Annotated in this window: 15 protein-coding genes; 2 read left to right on the top strand and 13 right to left on the bottom strand. The window is 68.4% G+C overall.

Annotated features, from left to right (window positions below; genetic code table 11):
* Nucleotides 1-61: 61 nt before the first annotated feature.
* From ACV7NN_RS04540 to ACV7NN_RS04525, 4 genes are all read right to left on the bottom strand, one after another.
* Nucleotides 62-1,648, bottom strand: a complete 1,587-nt coding sequence (locus ACV7NN_RS04540; RefSeq protein WP_463351233.1) for an SDR family NAD(P)-dependent oxidoreductase — start codon at nucleotides 1,646-1,648, stop codon at nucleotides 62-64.
* A 660-nt stretch (nucleotides 1,649-2,308) separates the two neighbouring features.
* Nucleotides 2,309-2,608: a DUF6510 family protein gene (locus ACV7NN_RS04535; RefSeq protein ID WP_463348391.1), complete on the bottom strand. Its 300-nt coding sequence runs from the start codon at nucleotides 2,606-2,608 to the stop codon at nucleotides 2,309-2,311.
* The gene (locus ACV7NN_RS04530) at nucleotides 2,605-3,351 is read right to left on the bottom strand and encodes a ferredoxin reductase (RefSeq protein WP_463348390.1); all 747 of its coding nucleotides are present in this window, start codon (nucleotides 3,349-3,351) and stop codon (nucleotides 2,605-2,607) included. Before ACV7NN_RS04530 ends, ACV7NN_RS04535 begins: the two co-directional genes overlap by 4 nt.
* Complete coding sequence (locus tag ACV7NN_RS04525; protein WP_463348389.1) at nucleotides 3,345-3,938, bottom strand: sulfite oxidase-like oxidoreductase; 594 nt, start codon at nucleotides 3,936-3,938, stop codon at nucleotides 3,345-3,347. The genes ACV7NN_RS04530 and ACV7NN_RS04525 overlap by 7 nt, the downstream gene beginning before the upstream one ends.
* A gap of 101 nt (nucleotides 3,939-4,039) precedes the next feature.
* Here ACV7NN_RS04525 and ACV7NN_RS04520 point away from each other — a divergent pair, with 101 nt between their 5' ends.
* A complete protein-coding gene (locus ACV7NN_RS04520) occupies nucleotides 4,040-4,291 on the top strand; it encodes a MoaD/ThiS family protein (RefSeq protein WP_463348388.1) in 252 nt (83 codons plus the stop codon).
* 36 nt (nucleotides 4,292-4,327) lie between these two features.
* On the opposite strand, the gene ACV7NN_RS04515 is transcribed toward ACV7NN_RS04520, so the two are convergent.
* The 9 genes from ACV7NN_RS04515 to ACV7NN_RS04475 form a co-directional block, all read right to left on the bottom strand.
* Nucleotides 4,328-5,518 carry a sulfate/molybdate ABC transporter ATP-binding protein gene (locus tag ACV7NN_RS04515; RefSeq protein ID WP_463348387.1) on the bottom strand — a complete coding sequence of 397 codons (1,191 nt, stop codon included), beginning with the start codon at nucleotides 5,516-5,518 and terminating at the stop codon, nucleotides 4,328-4,330.
* An 84-nt stretch (nucleotides 5,519-5,602) separates the two neighbouring features.
* Nucleotides 5,603-6,436, bottom strand: a complete 834-nt coding sequence (locus ACV7NN_RS04510) for an ABC transporter permease (RefSeq protein WP_463348386.1) — start codon at nucleotides 6,434-6,436, stop codon at nucleotides 5,603-5,605.
* A complete protein-coding gene (gene modA / locus ACV7NN_RS04505; protein ID WP_463348385.1) occupies nucleotides 6,411-7,241 on the bottom strand; it encodes a molybdate ABC transporter substrate-binding protein in 831 nt (276 codons plus the stop codon). Before modA ends, ACV7NN_RS04510 begins: the two co-directional genes overlap by 26 nt.
* A gap of 5 nt (nucleotides 7,242-7,246) precedes the next feature.
* Nucleotides 7,247-7,651: a TOBE domain-containing protein gene (locus tag ACV7NN_RS04500; protein ID WP_463348384.1), complete on the bottom strand. Its 405-nt coding sequence runs from the start codon at nucleotides 7,649-7,651 to the stop codon at nucleotides 7,247-7,249.
* A 67-nt stretch (nucleotides 7,652-7,718) separates the two neighbouring features.
* Complete coding sequence (locus ACV7NN_RS04495) at nucleotides 7,719-8,153, bottom strand: molybdenum cofactor biosynthesis protein MoaE (protein WP_463348383.1); 435 nt, start codon at nucleotides 8,151-8,153, stop codon at nucleotides 7,719-7,721.
* Nucleotides 8,146-9,231, bottom strand: coding sequence for a bifunctional molybdenum cofactor biosynthesis protein MoaC/MoaB (gene moaCB / locus ACV7NN_RS04490; protein ID WP_463348382.1), 1,086 nt, complete (start codon nucleotides 9,229-9,231; stop codon nucleotides 8,146-8,148). The genes ACV7NN_RS04495 and moaCB overlap by 8 nt, the downstream gene beginning before the upstream one ends.
* Complete coding sequence (locus ACV7NN_RS04485) at nucleotides 9,228-10,445, bottom strand: molybdopterin molybdotransferase MoeA (protein WP_463348381.1); 1,218 nt, start codon at nucleotides 10,443-10,445, stop codon at nucleotides 9,228-9,230. Before ACV7NN_RS04485 ends, moaCB begins: the two co-directional genes overlap by 4 nt.
* A gap of 37 nt (nucleotides 10,446-10,482) precedes the next feature.
* Nucleotides 10,483-11,727 (bottom strand): ThiF family adenylyltransferase, encoded by a 1,245-nt coding sequence (locus ACV7NN_RS04480; RefSeq protein WP_463348380.1) that lies wholly within the window; start codon nucleotides 11,725-11,727, stop codon nucleotides 10,483-10,485.
* 16 nt (nucleotides 11,728-11,743) lie between these two features.
* Nucleotides 11,744-13,330 (bottom strand): molybdopterin-dependent oxidoreductase, encoded by a 1,587-nt coding sequence (locus ACV7NN_RS04475; RefSeq protein ID WP_463348379.1) that lies wholly within the window; start codon nucleotides 13,328-13,330, stop codon nucleotides 11,744-11,746.
* Between the two features lie 88 nt (nucleotides 13,331-13,418).
* Between ACV7NN_RS04475 and ACV7NN_RS04470 the strand changes: the two genes are divergently transcribed.
* On the top strand, nucleotides 13,419-16,070 hold the full coding sequence (locus ACV7NN_RS04470; RefSeq protein ID WP_463348378.1) for a DEAD/DEAH box helicase: 2,652 nt from the start codon (nucleotides 13,419-13,421) through the stop codon (nucleotides 16,068-16,070).
* Nucleotides 16,071-16,079: the final 9 nt, after the last annotated feature.

The raw sequence follows: 16,079 nt of genomic DNA, 5'->3' as shown, positions 1-16,079 counted from the left end.
TCGGCAACCTTCTTCGCAGTGCGCCTGTGTGCGCAGGAAACAGATTACCCGTCGAGGCGGGTCACCATGCCGAGACGCGGTAGTCCTTCAGGAACACGCCATGGACATCCTCGCCGCCTTCGCCGCGCACGATCGGGTCGTACACCCGAGCAGCTCCGTCCACCAGGTCGAGCGGTGCGTGGAAGCCTTCCTCCGCGAGGCGGACCTTGGTGAAATGCGGTCGTTCGTCGGTGATCCAGCCCGTGTCGACGCTGGTCATCAGGATGCCGTCCGTCTCGAACATCTCCCGTGCGCTGGTGCGCGTGAGCATGTTGAGAGCAGCCTTCGCCATGTTCGTGTGGGGGTGGCCAGGACCCTTGTAGCGACGCCCGAAGACGCCCTCCATCGCCGACACGTTCACCACGTAGGAACGGTGCTGCTCCGTCGCGGCCATCGACGCACGCAGCCGACTGATCAGGAGGAAGGGAGCCGTCGTGTTGCAGAGCTGGACTTCGAGCAGTTCCAGCGGATCGACATCCTCGATGTTCTGCGTCCAGCTGTTCACGTGGTTGATGTCGGGAACGAGCCCGCCCGCGTCGATCGCGCTGCCGTCCGCGTGGCGTGCCAGCGACGAGGAACCCGGTGCCATGGCGAGCGTGGCCAGGTCGTCTGCGGTCAGGACAGGAGCGGCCGTCTGGGCGATCGTTCCTGCGAGGGACGCGACGGACAGGATGGGATGGCTGGCGACCGACGCCTCCAGCGCCTGCGGGTGCGGATCGTTCGTGTGACCGAACGTCTCCATCTCGGGAAGGGGGCCATCCGGTAGCGGCTGGGTCTCCGCATCCGCCAGCAGCGAGTATGAGCCGGGGGAGCGTCGCACTGTCTGCGCTGCGTTGTTGATCAGGATGTCCAGCGGCCCCTGCGCTGCCACGGAATCGGCCAGTGCGACCACCTGGGCAGGGTCGCGGAGGTCGATCCCGACCACGCGAAGCCGGTGCAGCCATTCGGGAGCATCCGGGAGCGAGGAGAACCGCCGGACCGCGTCACGCGGGAACCGGGTCGTAATCGTCGTGTGCGCTCCGTCGCGCAGCAGCCGGAGTGCGATGTGCATGCCGATCTTGGCGCGACCGCCGGTCAGCAGTGCGCGTTTGCCGGTGAGATCCGTGCGGGCGTTGCGCTTGAGGTGGCTGAATGCGGCGCAGTCCGGGCAGAGCTGGTGGTAGAAGGAATCGACGACCGTGTAGTGCTTCTTGCATATGTAACAGGCGCGGGACTTGATGAGTGTGCCGGCAGTAGGTGCAGTCGTCGTGATCGCGAGCTGGATTCCGCGGGTCTCGTCGTCGATTCGGTCCGGTGCGCCCGTCGCCGTCGCTGCGACCACGGCGCGGTCGGCATCCTGAACGGCGTCGCGGAGTTCACGGCGGCGGGCCTTCTTGACGGCCTTGAACATGTGCGCGGTCGCCCGGCGGACGGTGATGAATTCGTCGCTGTCCTCGTCGAGCTCCTGCATCGCGGCGAGGACCCGGAGCGTGGTCGCGAGGTCGGCCGGGTCGATCGGGGTCTGCTGCGTTGGGGCTGCGGGCGCGGGTTCAGTGTGGGCGGGGGCAGGGGCGTCGGCGTCGGCCGGACCGTCGGGGCGGCTCAGCGGGTCGGCGGGGGTCTCGTGCAGCACCGGAGGATTCTACTCGCGACCTCCTGAATGGAAGCCCATGAAGCCTCACCAGGGGATCACTTTGACGGCTGGCAGGTCGGACCGCAGCGTGCTTGCGGGTCAGCAATGGCACAGTTAGAAATTTGAGCGTGATGACACGCCGCGCGCTACCATCGGGCCATGTATCGGCGATCGGTGTTCGCGGTGTTGCTGGCTCTCGCCGTGCCGACCCTTGTCGGCTGTTCGCTCTTGCCCGGGGCACACGAGTCGACGAATGCGGGTTTCTCGACGAGTCCAGCGAGTATGTCAAGTCCGCTCGCGACGTATCGTCCCGGGGCGGCAGTTCCGTGGCAGGTGGGCGTCACCGGAACGCTTCGACTCGTAGGCGGATGTGTTGCGATAGGCGATCGTGGGGACGTGCTCGTCTTTCCCGCAGGTGAGGCGTCATGGAACGACGGCGTTCTCACCTGGCGGCAACATAGCTACCGGGTCGGTGACACTGTCTCGTTCGGTGGGGGAGCTGACGGAAGTCCCTCTCAGGTGAACTACCTCCCGCCCGGCTGCGTTGGCCATGCGGCGTTCCTCGTCGGTTCGACCTAGGTTCTATCGATTCCGGCATAGTAGAGCGTCTTGCGAGTCCGGGCACAAACAGCTCCCGGACTGGCGCGCTGCCAGACGTTAGCCGAAGATCTCCAGAAAGCTCAGTCCGCGCAGGTCAAGGCACGTCGAGTGGTCGGTCTGCACGATCCGAACCAGAATGCTTTCGCAGACGGAGCAGCGCAGCAGCATCCCGTGGTCATCCGGGTAGAGTCGCGCAGCCGCAACGACAGCCTCGTTTCCGCAACTCACGCACTGCCCGCGAGCGCTGGTGACGTCCGCACTGAAGATGTCGGAGAGAAGCCCCGCCGCGGCGTTGCCGTCCATGTAGTCCTTGCGCGGAAAGTCGTCACGCTCGAAGTCCTCGACGAGTTCGCTCACGATGCGCCTCCGATCCCGCCATAGCGCTCTGTCTTGATCCGGTCAGGATCACGCCCTGCCTGCACGAGCCAGTCGGACACGGTCTCGACGAAACCGGTCGCGCCGCAGATGAAGAAGGCCGGATTCTCTGACGCGGGAAGGACGCTGCGAGCTAGCACATCCGCATCCAGCCGACCGGGCGCGGTCGCCCAACCCTCCGGCACGGCACGGGTGTACACGAAAGTGAGGTCCAGGGGCGCAGAAGTCCCGTGCATCGCCAGTCGCGCGAGTTCGTCGCGGTAGAAGACGGCCTCAGGGTTTCGCACGGAATACAGGAGTCTGAAGGGTGCCAGACTCGCCGACGCGGCGTGCGCGCGAATCATCGACATGAGCGGAACGACTCCGGAACCGCCGGCGATCAGCTGGGTGGGCGAGGGGTCCTCCGCATGCCACACGAACCATCCGCCCACCGGTCCTCGGACTTCGAGTTGGTCTCCGACGGACACGCCGTGCACGAGGTACGGCGAGACTTCCCCGTCGGGGAGTTCCTCGACGGTGATCTCCAGTTCGTCGCTCGGCAGCGCGGATGCGACCGAATACGACCGTACGGCCTGGTAGCCGTCAGGCGCAGTCAGCCGCACATCGACGTGCTGGCCCGGGAGATGCCCCATGAGTTTCGGCACCCGCAGGCGGAGTGTCCGCGCGTTCGAGGTCTCCTCATGGACGCCGACGACATCCGCGACCTTCCAGCTGCTGCCTACCAATAGCGTTCTTCCCGCCACGGGTCGCCGTACATGTTGTAGCCGTTCTGCTCCCAGAACCCGGGTTCGTCGCGTCGGAGCATCTCGAGGCCGCGAACCCATTTGGCGCTCTTCCAGAAGTACAGGTGCGGCACCAGCAGACGCGCGGGGCCGCCGTGCTCGGGGGCGAGATCCTTTCCGTCGAACTGGTGCGCGACCCACGCCTGGCCGTCCAGCAGATCCTTCAGCGGAACGTTCGTCGTGTAACCGCCGTACGAGTGCGCCATGGTGAATTCGCAGTCACTCTCGACGTTCTCGAAGAGGGTGTCGAGCTTCACGCCGCGCCAGCTCGTTCCGAGCTTGGACCAGCTGGTGACGCAGTGGATGTCCGTGCTCACGTCCTCCTGAGGGAGGGCCAGGAACTCGTCCCAGCTCCACCGGTAAACTTTGCCGGTCTCGTTGGTGATCGTGAACTCCCACTCGGCCTTGGCCACCTTCGGGGTCGGTCCCGCGGACAGCACGGGGAAGCCTTCCGTGAGGTACTGACCCGGCGGAAGTCGTGGATCGTCGGTGCGTCGACGACCGAGAAAGCCGTTCGAGATGATTCCCATGGTTCGCTCCTCGCTGCGGGGTAGCCGCTGGTGCACGCACGATGGCCTGCGGAACATTCGCAGCTTATTAGCACACGCCGTCGCCGGTCTATGGTGAACGTGTGACGCAGACGACAGTGACGGTTCGATACTTCGCAGCGGCAGCGGATGCTGCGGGCCGCGAAGAGGAGACGATCGCGCTCGACGACGCGACGGTCTCAGCTCTTCGAGCGGAGCTGGCGACACGCTATGGGGAGCCGATGGAACGGGTGATGCGTTCGGGATCGTTCCTGGTGGATGCGGTGGTCAGCCGGGACCCGTCACGGACGATCCGGGAGCGCGTGGATGTACTCCCTCCGTTCGCGGGCGGCTGAAGCTCGGCGTCAGACAGCTCGACGTCAGCCAGAATGTCAGGCGGGATACAGGTCGACGTCGGACGGGTCGAATGAGAGAACGACTCGGGTTCCCGGCGCGAGGTCCAGATCGGCGACGCATCCCGGCGTGACGTCTGCGGACAGCCATTCGGTCCGCACCCTGACGAGGTCGCCGTGCGGTTCGAGATCGCGCACGGTTGCGATAACGATGTTCCGCCCGTCGGCTGGCATGGACGAACGGCCACTGCGAGCGAGTTCGCGGCCAGGGAGATCGCCGTCCGGCAGATCGACGCGCACGGCTGACGGGCGGAGCGCTGCGGTGACCCGCGAGGTCGACCCCACGGTCGTCCGCTCTGCACCGGACTTCATTGCACCCGATTGTTCTGCGCCCGAGGGCTCAGTGCCCGACTGATCTGCGCCCGATTCCCCGGCAGCCTCACGGCCCGACGTGCCCGAGGCGATCTCGATCCCGTCGTCGGTGACCAGACCGGATGCGGTGCGCCGCCCAGTGAGGAGGGTGACACCAGCGAGCTGCGCGGTGAACTCGGCCCGGGGGCGCTCCAGCACGGCACGGGTCAGACCTTCCTCGACGATGTGCCCGCTGCCGACGACGACCACCCGGTCCGACAGGAGATAGGCGTCGAGCGGGTCGTGAGTGACCACGATGCAGGTTCGGTCGGCGATGACGCGGCGGAGCATCCGGCGGATGGTCGGTGCAACAGCGACATCCAGTGCCGCCAAGGGTTCGTCGAGGAGGAGCAGTCGCGGTTCGGCGGCGAGCGCACGCGCGATGGCGACCCGCTGCGCTTGGCCCCCAGACAGTTCGCCCGGTTTCCGGTCGGCGAGTTCGAGTGTCTCCGTTTCGGCGAGCCAATGGTCCGCGCGCAAGCCGGCCTCGGCGTGTGACACACCCGCGCTGCGGGGACCGAAGGCGACGTTGGCGCGCACGGTCAGATGCGGGAAGAGCAGCGGCTCCTGGGCGAGGAGGGCGACACCGCGGCGATGCGGCGCAAGCCACGTCGTGGGAGCATCGGTGAGGTCGAACAGGATGCTCTCGCCGAGACTCGCGCGACCATCGTCGGGCTGGACGAGGCCTGCCAGTATCCCGAGAAGCGTCGACTTGCCGGCACCGTTCGGTCCGAGCACAGCAAGGGTCTCACCATCGGCGACCCCGAGGGCGATGTCGAATCCGCGTTCGCTCAGACGCGCGTCGAAGTGGAGGCTCACCGTGCATTCCCCGATCGCGACAGCGCGTGTTCTTGCCCCGTCATCGCGCACTCTCCGCCCGCGACGATCGATGCGTCCGGGCCGTCACCGCGCATCCCGCAGTCGGGTCCGGGCGGGTTCGGCCGCGCCGTGGGCGACCGCGACGACGACGATGGCCACGACGACGAGCACGAGGGAGAGGGCGACGGCGGCGTCGGGGTCGGTTTCGCGGGTCAGGTAGATCTCGAGGGGCAGCGTGCGGGTGACCCCCTGGAGACTTCCGGCGAAGGTCAGCGTCGCACCGAATTCACCGAGCGCGCGCGCGAAGGAGAGCACGGCGCCGGAGACGAGGGCCGGCAGCACGAGCGGGAGTGTCACCCGCCACAGCACGGTGCTCGGACGGGCCCCGAGGGTCGCGGCGACGGCCTCGAATCGCGTGCCCGCAGTCCGGAGCGCTCCTTCGAGGCTGAGGATGAGAAACGGCAGGGCGACGAAGGTCTGGGCGAGGATGACGGCCGTGGTGCTGAAGGCGATGGTGATCCCCAGGAAGTCGAACGTGGACCCCAGCAGACCCCGCCGTCCGAACAGGTACAGCAGTGCGAGACCGCCCACGACGGGTGGGAGCACGAGCGGCAGCAGCACGAGCGCACGCAGGATGCGCTGCCCGCGGAAGGAGGTCCGAGCCAGGACGACCGCCATCGGCACGCCGAGGACGACGCAGAGGATGGTCGCGACGAGCGATGTGCGCAGGCTCAGCAGGAGGGCGTCGATCGACGACTGCGAGGTGATCAGCGGGATGAAGTCCGACCAATCGACGCGGGTCACCAGGGCGACCAGCGGAAGCACGATGAAGAGCGCGCCGACGACGGCGACGGCGACGATCCAGCGTGGTACGCCGAACCGTTCCGCGGTCCTACGGTTTGCCGAACCCTGCGGCACTCAGCACCTTCTGTCCTTCTGGGCCGGAGACGAATTGCACGAAGGCTTCGGCGAGCTCGCTCGGCGGCGACGTCCTCAGCACCGTGATCGGGTAGGTGTTCACGACGTTCGCGGCTTCGGGGAACGGAACGGATTCGACGTTCGATCCGGCACCCTTGACGTCCGTGACGTAGACGATCCCCGCATCCGCCTCTCCGGCGCTCACCTTTCCGAGCACGTCGGTGACCGACGACTCCTCACTGACGGGATGCAGCTTCACCCCGGTCGACAACTCGACCTTCGCAGTGGCGGCACCGCACGGAACCTGCGGTGCGCAGACCACGACCTTGGCTCCCGGGTTCGCGAGGTCGTTCCAGCCGGTGACCTTCGCGGGGTTGCCGGGAGGGACAGCGATGGCGAGCACGTTCGTCGCGAAATCGACGGGTGCGCCGCTGGCGAGACCGGCGTCGGTGACTTTCTTCATGTTGGTCTCGTCGGCGGAGGCGAAGACGGATGCGGGAGCACCCTCTTTGATCTGCGAGACCAGATCGCTCGAACCGGCGAAGGAGAAGGTGACTGTGGCGCCCGGGTGCGCCTTCTGGAAGTCGTCGCCGATCTCGGTGAACGTCTTCGTCAGGGAGGCGGCGGCGAACACGGTGATGGATCCGCTGTGACCGGAGGTGGACGCGGACGGCGTCGGTGTGGTGCCACCGGGATCGGCCGCGGAGCATGCGCTGACGCCTGCGACGAGTGCCGCCGCAAGGGATGCCGCTCCGACCAGACGACGAAGGCGACGACCCGTTGCCGGAGCGAGGGAGAAGCGCATCCCGTTCAGTCCTTTCCGAGGGGTGTCTCGACGATGACCGTGGTCGCCTTGACGACGGCGATGGCGACGGAACCGGGCTCGAGACCGAGTTCCCGAACGGCTTCGCTGCTCATGAGCGACACGACGCGGTGCGGCCCGCACTGCAGTTCGACCTGCGCCATGACTTTGTCGGTGATGATCTCGGTGACGAGGCCGACGAACCGGTTGCGGGCGGAGCGACCGACCACGGATGGGTCGGCGGGCAGCATGGCGTTGCTCTTGGCGAGCCTGGCGAGGGAGAGCCCGTCGACCACCGTGCGCCCCGCGTCGTCGTGGCTGCTCTCGAGGGTTCCCGCGTCGATCCACCGCCGAACGGTGTCGTCACTCACTCCGAGGTACTGCGCGGCATCTTTCACCCGAATCTGCGGCATGATTCATATCGTAGAGCCGAATCTGCGGATCGGCACCGGCTTGTGCGGACTGGTGAACCGCGCGGAGCTACAGCCCCACCCACTCGGAGACGCCGTCACTGAAATGCTGGCGTTTCCAGATCGGCACCTCGGCCTTGATCCGCTCGACGAGTTCGGCGCACGCGGCGAAGGCTTCGGCACGGTGGGGAGCGGCGACGACGGCGAGCAGGGCGAGGTCGCCGACGGCGAGCGAACCGACCCGGTGGACCGCTGCGACGGGGAGTCCAGTGCTGTCGGAGACGGACCGGCAGCATTCGAGCAGGAACCGCTCGGCGTCGGGATGCGCCTGATATTCGAGGAGAGTGACCCCGCGCCCGCCATCATGGTCACGGACGATCCCCTGGAAGCCGACGAGCGCGCCGTTGGCCGCTGAAAGCACGACGGCATCGAGTTCGCCGGGCCGGATAGGCTCTGCGCTGATCCGTGCGACGGTCGCGGCTGTCCTGTCGGCGGCCTCAGTCATGGTGGTGTCCCGCCGATTTCGTCGTCTCGTCGTGCCTGGCCGAGCCCGACACCTGGTCGATCAGGTGAGACAGGATGCCGTCGAGGACGTCCAGCCCGTCTCTGACGCCGCCGGGGGACCCGGGAAGGTTCACGACGACGGTGCGGCCGGACGTGCCGGCGAGTCCCCGACTGAGGGCGGCTGCGGGTGTCGTGGCAAGGCCACGCGCACGGAGCGCCTCGGCGACCCCGGGCAGTTCCCGGTCGAGAACCGCGGCGGTGGCTTCGGGCGTGGCATCGGTAGGCGAGACACCGGTGCCGCCGGTGGTGATGACCACGGACGGCTGGTCCCGCACCGCGGCGGCCAATGCTGCCGCGACGTCGGCGTCCGCCACGACGACGGGCGCATCCAGGGTGAATCCGCGCGCGGCGAGCCAGTCCACGATGAGGGGTCCTGTGGTGTCGTCGCGTTCGCCGGCCGCGGCCCGCGTGGAGGCGACCAGAACACGTGCGGTGCGCGGAGCGGATTGCCAGGGAGTCGACAGCACCTCGGTCTGTGCGCGGTCGGCATCGTCGGAGCCCGCGGAGGCGTCGGCGCCTGCAGTGCCGTCGGAGCCCTCGCGTCCGCGCTCCCAGCGCCCGCGCTTGCCGCCGCTCTTGAAGTCGAGGCGGATATCGGTGAGCGTTGAGCCCGGATCCACGGCCTTGATCATGTCGTGGAGGGTCAGGCCGGCGATGGCGACCGCGGTGAGGGCCTCCATCTCCACCCCGGTCCGGCCGGTCGTCTTGGCGATCGCTTCGATGTCGATCGTCGATTCGCCCAGCTCGAAGATGACCGTGACGCCGGTCAGCGGCAGGGGGTGGCAGAGCGGGATGAGGTCCGAGGTCCGCTTGGCCCCTGCGATCCCGGCGATCCGCGCGGTTGCGAGGACATCCGCTTTGGGCAGCCCGTCGGCGCGCACGAGGGCCACGACCTCTGCGGTGGTCTGCACCCGTCCACGCGCGATCGCGACGCGTGCCGTCTCCGCCTTGTCACTGACGTCGACCATGCGGGCGCGCCCCTCGGAGTCGATGTGCGAGAGCGTGTCGTCACTGTTCACAGCATCCACACTGCCACGTTCTCTCCGGCCTCGAGGTGCGTGGTCTCGAGCGGGATGTCGATCAGCACGTTCGCGCGTGCCATCGCGGCGACGAGGTGGGAGCTGGGACCTGCGACCACCTCGACCGTGCCGTCATCGCGGGTGATGCCGCGCAGGAACTGCCTCTTGCCCTGGACGGACTCGATCGCAGCCGACACGCTCCGCGTCTCCCGCGCGTCCGCGGGGAGGCCGGCGACACGGCGGAGGAGCGGCGCGAGGAACACCGCGAACGAGACCTGGGTGCTCACCGGGTTGCCGGGGAAGCACACGACGGGCACTCCATCGATGACGGCGGTGCCCTGCGGGCCGCCCGGCTGCATGGCCACGGTGCCGACGGATGCGCCCAGCGGCTCGAGCACCTCGCGCACGACCTCGAAAGCCCCTTTCGAGACCCCGCCGGAGGTGATCACGAGATCGGATGCGCCCACCACCTCGTCGAGGATGCGGCGGAACTCCGCGGGGTTGTCGTCACTGCTGGCGGCGACGGAGAGGTCGGCGCCGGCCTCCACAATGCCGGCCGAGAGTGCGACGCGGTTGGCGTCGAAGATCCGGCCCACCTCGAGTTCCTCGTCGTGGGCGACGAGCTCGGCACCGGTGGTGATCACTCCGACACGGAGTCGTCGACGCACCTCCACCTCGGCGATGCCCGACGCTGCGAGAGCCGCGAGGTGTCGTGGTGCAAGACGGGTAGCGGCTCCGACGACCCGATCGCCGCGCCGGAGATCGCTCCCGCGTTCCCGGACGAACTCGCCGGCTGCCCGAGCGCGCGCGACGGTCACGATCGCTCCGTCGAGTGCGTCGTCCCGGCCGAGGACGAGCTCTGTGTCTTCGACAGGGATGACCGCGTCGGCACCGTCGGGCATCGGAGCGCCGGTCATGATCCTGAGCGCGGTCCCGGCGATGAGCCTGACGGGGGAGGCGTGGCCCGCGGGGATGTCACCGGTGACTTCGAGCGCAATCGGCGTCGAGGTCACGTCGGCCGCCCTGACGGCGAAGCCGTCCATCTGCGCGTTGCGGAAGAGCGGGAGATCGACATCGCTGTGGATGTCCGTCATCGTGACGCGGCCGAGCGCTGCGTGCAGCGCGACCGTCTCGGTGCCGAGGGCGTCGATCGCGGGAGTGAGCATCCGCTCGATGAGCTGGGCGTGGTCGTCGACGGTCGCTGCGGGCGTCATGGGTTCAGTATCGCGCAGGGAACGGTAGTGGGACGGGTCAGTAGCGCATCATCCCGGGGTCGATCTCGCGCGCCCAGGCATCGATCCCGCCGACGAGGACCACCGTGTCTGCGACACCCGCTTCGATCAGCAGTCTGCGGGCGTGCTCGGCACGCGGTCCGTAATGGCAGTAGATGACCACGCTGGCATCGCGCAGGGCTGTCGCCACCCCTTCGGCGTCCTCGTCGAGGTCGGCTTCGAGTTCACCGAGCGGGACGAGCGCGGAACCGGGGACGGAGGCGAGCTCGGCCTCCCACGGCTCGCGGACGTCGATGATCGTGACCTTCTCGCCGCGCTCGAGGAGTTCGTGGAGCGCCTGGACGCTCAACCCGCCCCCGGTCCGTTCGACGAGCGACGGGATGTGCTGAGCCTCGGGAGCGCTGGCCGCTGACGTGCTCGCCGTTGACGTGCTTGCCGCGGGCGTCCCCTCCGCGATCCCGCAGAAGAGGTCGTAATCGATGAGGCCCGTGACCGGCTCGGCCAGCGGGTCACGCTCGTAGCGCACCTCGCGGAAGGTCCCGCGCAGCCCGTCGTGGACGACAGCGCGCCCGAGAAGCGGCTCCCCGATCCCGGTGACGAGGGCGATCGCCTGGGTCACCATGAGACCGCCGATGACGGTGCAGACGGGAGGAAGGGCCCCCGCCTCCTGGCAGCTCGCCACGGATCCGGGTCTGGGTGGTGTGGGGAAGAGATCGCGATAGGTGGGGCCGTACCGCGCCCAGCTGACACCGACTTGGCCGCCGAACTGGTGCACAGCGCCCCAGACCGCGGGGATCCCGGCCAGTGTCGCGGCATCGTCGACGAGGTAGCGGGTCGGAAAGTTGTCACTCCCGTCGAGTACGAGGTCGAACCCGGCGAAGAGTTCGAGGGCGTTCGACGTGTCGAGCATCGCTCCGACCGGGATGACACGCGTCTCGGGATCGAGGGCCGTGATGGTGTCCCGGGCTGAGGCGACCTTCGAGCGGCCGACATCCGAGGGCGTGTGGATCGTCTGGCGGGGGAGATTGCTGGTCTCGACCGCATCCGCATCCACGACGCCGATGGTTCCGAAGCCGGCGGCGGCAAGAGCCGGGATGATCGCGCTCCCCAGCCCGCCTGCGCCGACGACGAGCACGCGGGCCGCACGGATGCGCCGCTGGGCTTCGTCGCCGAAACCGGGCAGCGCGAGCGTGCGGGAGTATCGTTCGAGCCGCGCCGGCGAGAGGGCGGGCCCCGGTTCTACGAGTGGTCCCGGTTCGGTCATGAGCTCCACCCTACGTTCAGGAGACCGTCACCGAGATCTGGTGCAGGCCGGTCGCGCCGTCGGGTACGACATCGGCCACCTTGGCTGTCTGCACCATCCCGTTGTTGTCGGTCGCACGCACGCGCAGGGTGTGGTGCCCGCTCTCGGCCGGCCACACCCACTTCCACTGGCGCCAGGTGTCGACCGAGATCGCGTCCGCGAGGGTGGCATCGTTCCACGACCCGTCGTCGACCTGGACCTGCACGCGGCTGACGCCGACATGCTGCGACCAGGCGACACCGGCCACGACGACATCGCCCGCCTTCACGGTCGCGCCGCCGGACGGCACATCGATGCGCGACGAGAGCTTCACAGGTCCCCGCTCCGACCAGCCGCGGTCGGTCCAGTACGACGTGGCCAGGTCGAAGCGCGTCACGTCGAGTTCGACCACCCATTTCGTCGCGGACACGTACCCGTAGAGGCCGGGCACGACCATCCGCACCGGGTAGCCGTGCTCGAGTGGCAATGGCTGGCCGTTCATCCCGACAGCGAGGATGGCGTTCCGGTCGTCGGTCAGGGCCTCGAGCGGAGTGCTCGCCGTCCAGCCGTCCTGGCTGCGCGAGAGGACCATGTCGGCATTCGATTTCGGTTTCGCCTGGGCGAGCAGGTGACGGATGGGGTAGCCCAGCCAGGTGGCATTGCTGATCAGGTTTCCGCCCACCTCGTTCGAGACGCAGGTGAGGGTGGTCGAACTCTCTTCGAGCGGCAGGGCGAGCAGTTGCGCGAAGGTGAGCTCGACCTCGTTCTCGACCATGCCGGTGATCTTGAGCTTCCACGTGGACGGATCGATGCCAGGGACCTGCAGTGCGGTGTCGATCCGGTAGAACTGGCCGTTCGGCGTGATGATAGGCGACAGGCCCGGCACCGCGAACGACGCGCCGGCGGGGATGGGAGCTGAAGGCACGGCCGGTGCGGGGAGGTGGAATGCGGCGCGGGCGGCGGACGCGGCGCGATACCCGGCGGAGATCGCCTGGCCGAGCACGATGCCGATGATGCCGAGTCCGGCTGTCGCTCCGGTCGCGGTCACGAACTTGCGGCGAGTGACACTGCCGTTGGGCGCGAGGCGGGTGGGCACCGTCGCGTTGAGCATCCGGATGAGCACGGTGAGCAGCACGGCCGCGACCACCATGGCGACGAGCGACGGCACGGCGTCCCAGAGCGAGGCGGACGCCCGCGTGAGCGCCGCCAGCACACCGAGGGCCCCGCCCAGGACGATCAGGATGCGTCCCCACGGCGGCCGGCGGGCTTCGACGATTCCTGCCAGGGCTGCGCCGACGAGCAGCACGAGCGCGAGGCTGATGATCAGGACGGCCTTGTCGTTGGTGCCGAACACTGAGATCACGGCCTCTTTGAGCCACGCGGGCACGAGGTCGATGACGGCGGCGCCGACGACGAGGATGGGGCTGCCGTTCTGGGCGATGAACGAGCTGACGAGCTCGGCCGCACCGATGCCGGCGAGGACCGCGGCGATGCCGACGGCGGCCGCGAGCCACCAGGGCGCGCGCCGGGGTGCAGGCGGCACGGCGGGCGCCGAACTCTGCGTGGGGGAGTCTCGGACGACCATGGTCTGAGCCTACGAGCGAATGCTGTGCTTCCGACGTGGATGTCGGCCGTGGTCTCAGCGTGCGAATGCATGCCAGTCTTGAAGCATCATGGCCGTCGTCCTTCCGAAGTCCCGCATCCTCTCCGTCGCCGACCTTCCGTCACCGGATCCGGATGCGGCACCGGAGGAGCAAGGGATCGACGAGGATGCGGTCTACGAGGCATTCGTCGCGTGGGTCGAGGCGGGTGGCATCACCCTCTACCCGGCGCAGGACGAGTCGGTGATCGACATCGTCTCGGGGGCGAATCTGATCCTCAGCACCCCCACCGGGACCGGCAAGTCGCTGGTGGCGGTCGCGGCGCACTTCACAGCGCTGGCCCGCGGCATCCGCACGTTCTACACGGCGCCGATCAAGGCGCTCGTGTCGGAGAAGTTCTTCTCGCTCGTCGACATCTTCGGTGCGGAGAACGTGGGCATGATGACCGGCGACTCCGCCGTGAACCCGGATGCGCCGATCATCTGTTGCACGGCGGAGATCCTCGCCAACCTGGCGCTGCGCCACGGCGCGGACACTCCGGTCGGCCAGGTCGTCATGGACGAGTTCCATTTCTACGCGGACCCGGATCGCGGCTGGGCCTGGCAGGTGCCGCTGCTCACGCTGCCGAAGGTGCAGTTCGTCCTGATGTCGGCGACGCTCGGGGATGTCACGGCGCTCGCCGAGGACCTCACGAAGCGGACGGGACGCGAGACGGCCACGGTGACGGGGGTGGAGCGCCCTGTTCCGCTGCACTACTACTACGAGACGACCCCGGTGCACGAGACCGTGGACGACCTGCTCAGCACGGGGCAGGCACCTGTGTACATCGTGCACTTCTCCCAGCTCGCCGCGCTCGAACGTGCGCAGGCGCTGTCGAGCGCGCGCATCGCCAGCCGCGAGCAGCGGGATGCGATCGCAGAGCTGATCGGGGAGTTCCGCTTCACGACGAGCTTCGGCAAGACGCTCTCCCGGCTGATCAGGGCCGGCATTGGCGTGCACCATGCCGGCATGCTCCCCAAGTACCGCCGGTTGGTCGAACAGCTCGCCCAGCGCGGCCAGCTGCGCGTGATCTGCGGGACCGACACGCTCGGCGTCGGGATCAACGTGCCCATCCGCACGGTGCTGCTGACGGCGCTGACCAAGTTCGACGGGGTTCGGATGCGGCAGCTGAACGCCCGCGAGTTCCACCAGATCGCCGGCCGCGCCGGGCGTGCCGGCTATGACACCGCCGGCACGGTCGTCGTGCAGGCGCCGGAGCACGAGACGGAGAACCTGAAGGCCATCGAGAAGGCGGGCGACGACCCGAAGAAGCGGCGCAAGATCGTCCGCAAGAAGGCACCGGAGGGCTTCGTGTCCTGGGGCGAGCCGTCGTTCCTCAAACTGGTCGACGCCCAGCCGGAGACCCTGACCTCGAGCATGCAGATCACCAGCGCCATGATCATCAACGTGGTCGCCCGCGGCGGCGATGTGTTCGGCCACGTCCGCTCGCTCGTCTTCGACAATCACGAGCCGTGGCGTCGCCAGCTCGCCCTCGCCCGCCGCGCGCTCGGCATCTACCGCACGCTGCTGACGGCAGGCGTCGTCGAGGCGGTCCCTGCCCCCGACGGCTCCAAGCACATCCGCCTCACCGTCGACCTGCAACCGAACTTCGCGCTGAACCAGCCGCTCTCGCCGTTCGCGCTCGCCGCGTTCGAACTGCTCGACCCCGGCACGGAGGACGCGCCGAACCCGACCTACGCACTCGACGTGATCTCGGTGGTCGAGGCGACGCTCGACGACCCCCGGCCGGTGCTGTCCGCCCAGCAGTTCACGGCACGCGGCGAGGCCGTCGCAGCGATGAAGGCCGACGGGATCGAGTACGACCAGCGCATGGAGCTGCTCGAGGAGGTCACTCATCCGAAGCCGCTCGGCGACCTGCTGTCCGCCGCGTTCGAGACCTACGCGCAGAGCCAGCCGTGGGTGAACGACTTCGAGCTGAGCCCGAAGTCGGTCGTGCGCGACCTGTACGAACGGGCGATGACGTTCGGCGAGTTCATCGCCTTCTACAAGCTCGCGCGCTCGGAGGGGGTCGTGCTCCGGTACCTCTCCGACGCCTACCGGGCCCTCGGCCAGACGGTGCCGTCCGAGCTGCGCAACGACGATCTCCGCGACATCATCGAGTGGCTGGGCGAGCTCGTCAGGCAGGTCGACTCGAGTCTCCTCGACGAATGGGAGGAGCTCGTGCACCCGGATGCGGCCCGGCACGCGGCCGAGGCCGCAGCCATCGCGCCCCCGGTCCCGAAGAATGTGACGACCAACCGGCGGGCCTTCCTGGTTCTCGTGCGCAACGAGCTCTTCCGCCGAGTGCAGCTGGCCGCCCTCGACAAATTCGAGGAGCTCGGAGCGCTCGAAGCGGAAGCCGCCGCGCTGTCGGGGCCGGATGCGGGGGGCGCGGGTCCTGGCACACCGGCCGTGCCGAGCTTCACCGCACTCGACTGGGCGGATGCGCTCGAGGCGTACTTCGCGGAGCACGACGCGATCGGCACGGATGCGGACGCCCGCAGTTCGGCGATGATCATCGTCGACGAGACGACGGCGGCATCCGACGGGGTCTGGCGGGTGCGGCAGATCTTCGCCGATCCGGCGGGCGATCACGACTGGGGCATTTCCGCCGACGTCGACCTCCCGGCCTCGGCGGACGCCGGTGTCGCCGTCATCCGGGTGCGGGCGGTCGACCGGCCCTGACCGGCAGCC

It is taken from the genome of Leifsonia sp. Ger2509, from assembly GCF_055231915.1.
The sequence above is the reverse complement of the archived record's forward strand: the minus strand, read 5'-3'. Positions and strand labels throughout refer to the sequence as shown.

Coding starts and splice junctions, on each gene's coding strand:
- ACV7NN_RS04525 (WP_463348389.1), bottom strand. CDS start 3,938: ATGGGAATCATCTCGAACGGCTTTCTCGGTCGTCGACGCACCGACGAT.
- modA (WP_463348385.1), bottom strand. CDS start 7,241: ATGCGCTTCTCCCTCGCTCCGGCAACGGGTCGTCGCCTTCGTCGTCTG.
- ACV7NN_RS04500 (WP_463348384.1), bottom strand. CDS start 7,651: ATGCCGCAGATTCGGGTGAAAGATGCCGCGCAGTACCTCGGAGTGAGT.
- ACV7NN_RS04495 (WP_463348383.1), bottom strand. CDS start 8,153: ATGACTGAGGCCGCCGACAGGACAGCCGCGACCGTCGCACGGATCAGC.
- ACV7NN_RS04485 (WP_463348381.1), bottom strand. CDS start 10,445: ATGACGCCCGCAGCGACCGTCGACGACCACGCCCAGCTCATCGAGCGG.
- ACV7NN_RS04480 (WP_463348380.1), bottom strand. CDS start 11,727: ATGACCGAACCGGGACCACTCGTAGAACCGGGGCCCGCCCTCTCGCCG.
- ACV7NN_RS04475 (WP_463348379.1), bottom strand. CDS start 13,330: ATGGTCGTCCGAGACTCCCCCACGCAGAGTTCGGCGCCCGCCGTGCCG.
- ACV7NN_RS04470 (WP_463348378.1), top strand. CDS start 13,419: ATGGCCGTCGTCCTTCCGAAGTCCCGCATCCTCTCCGTCGCCGACCTT.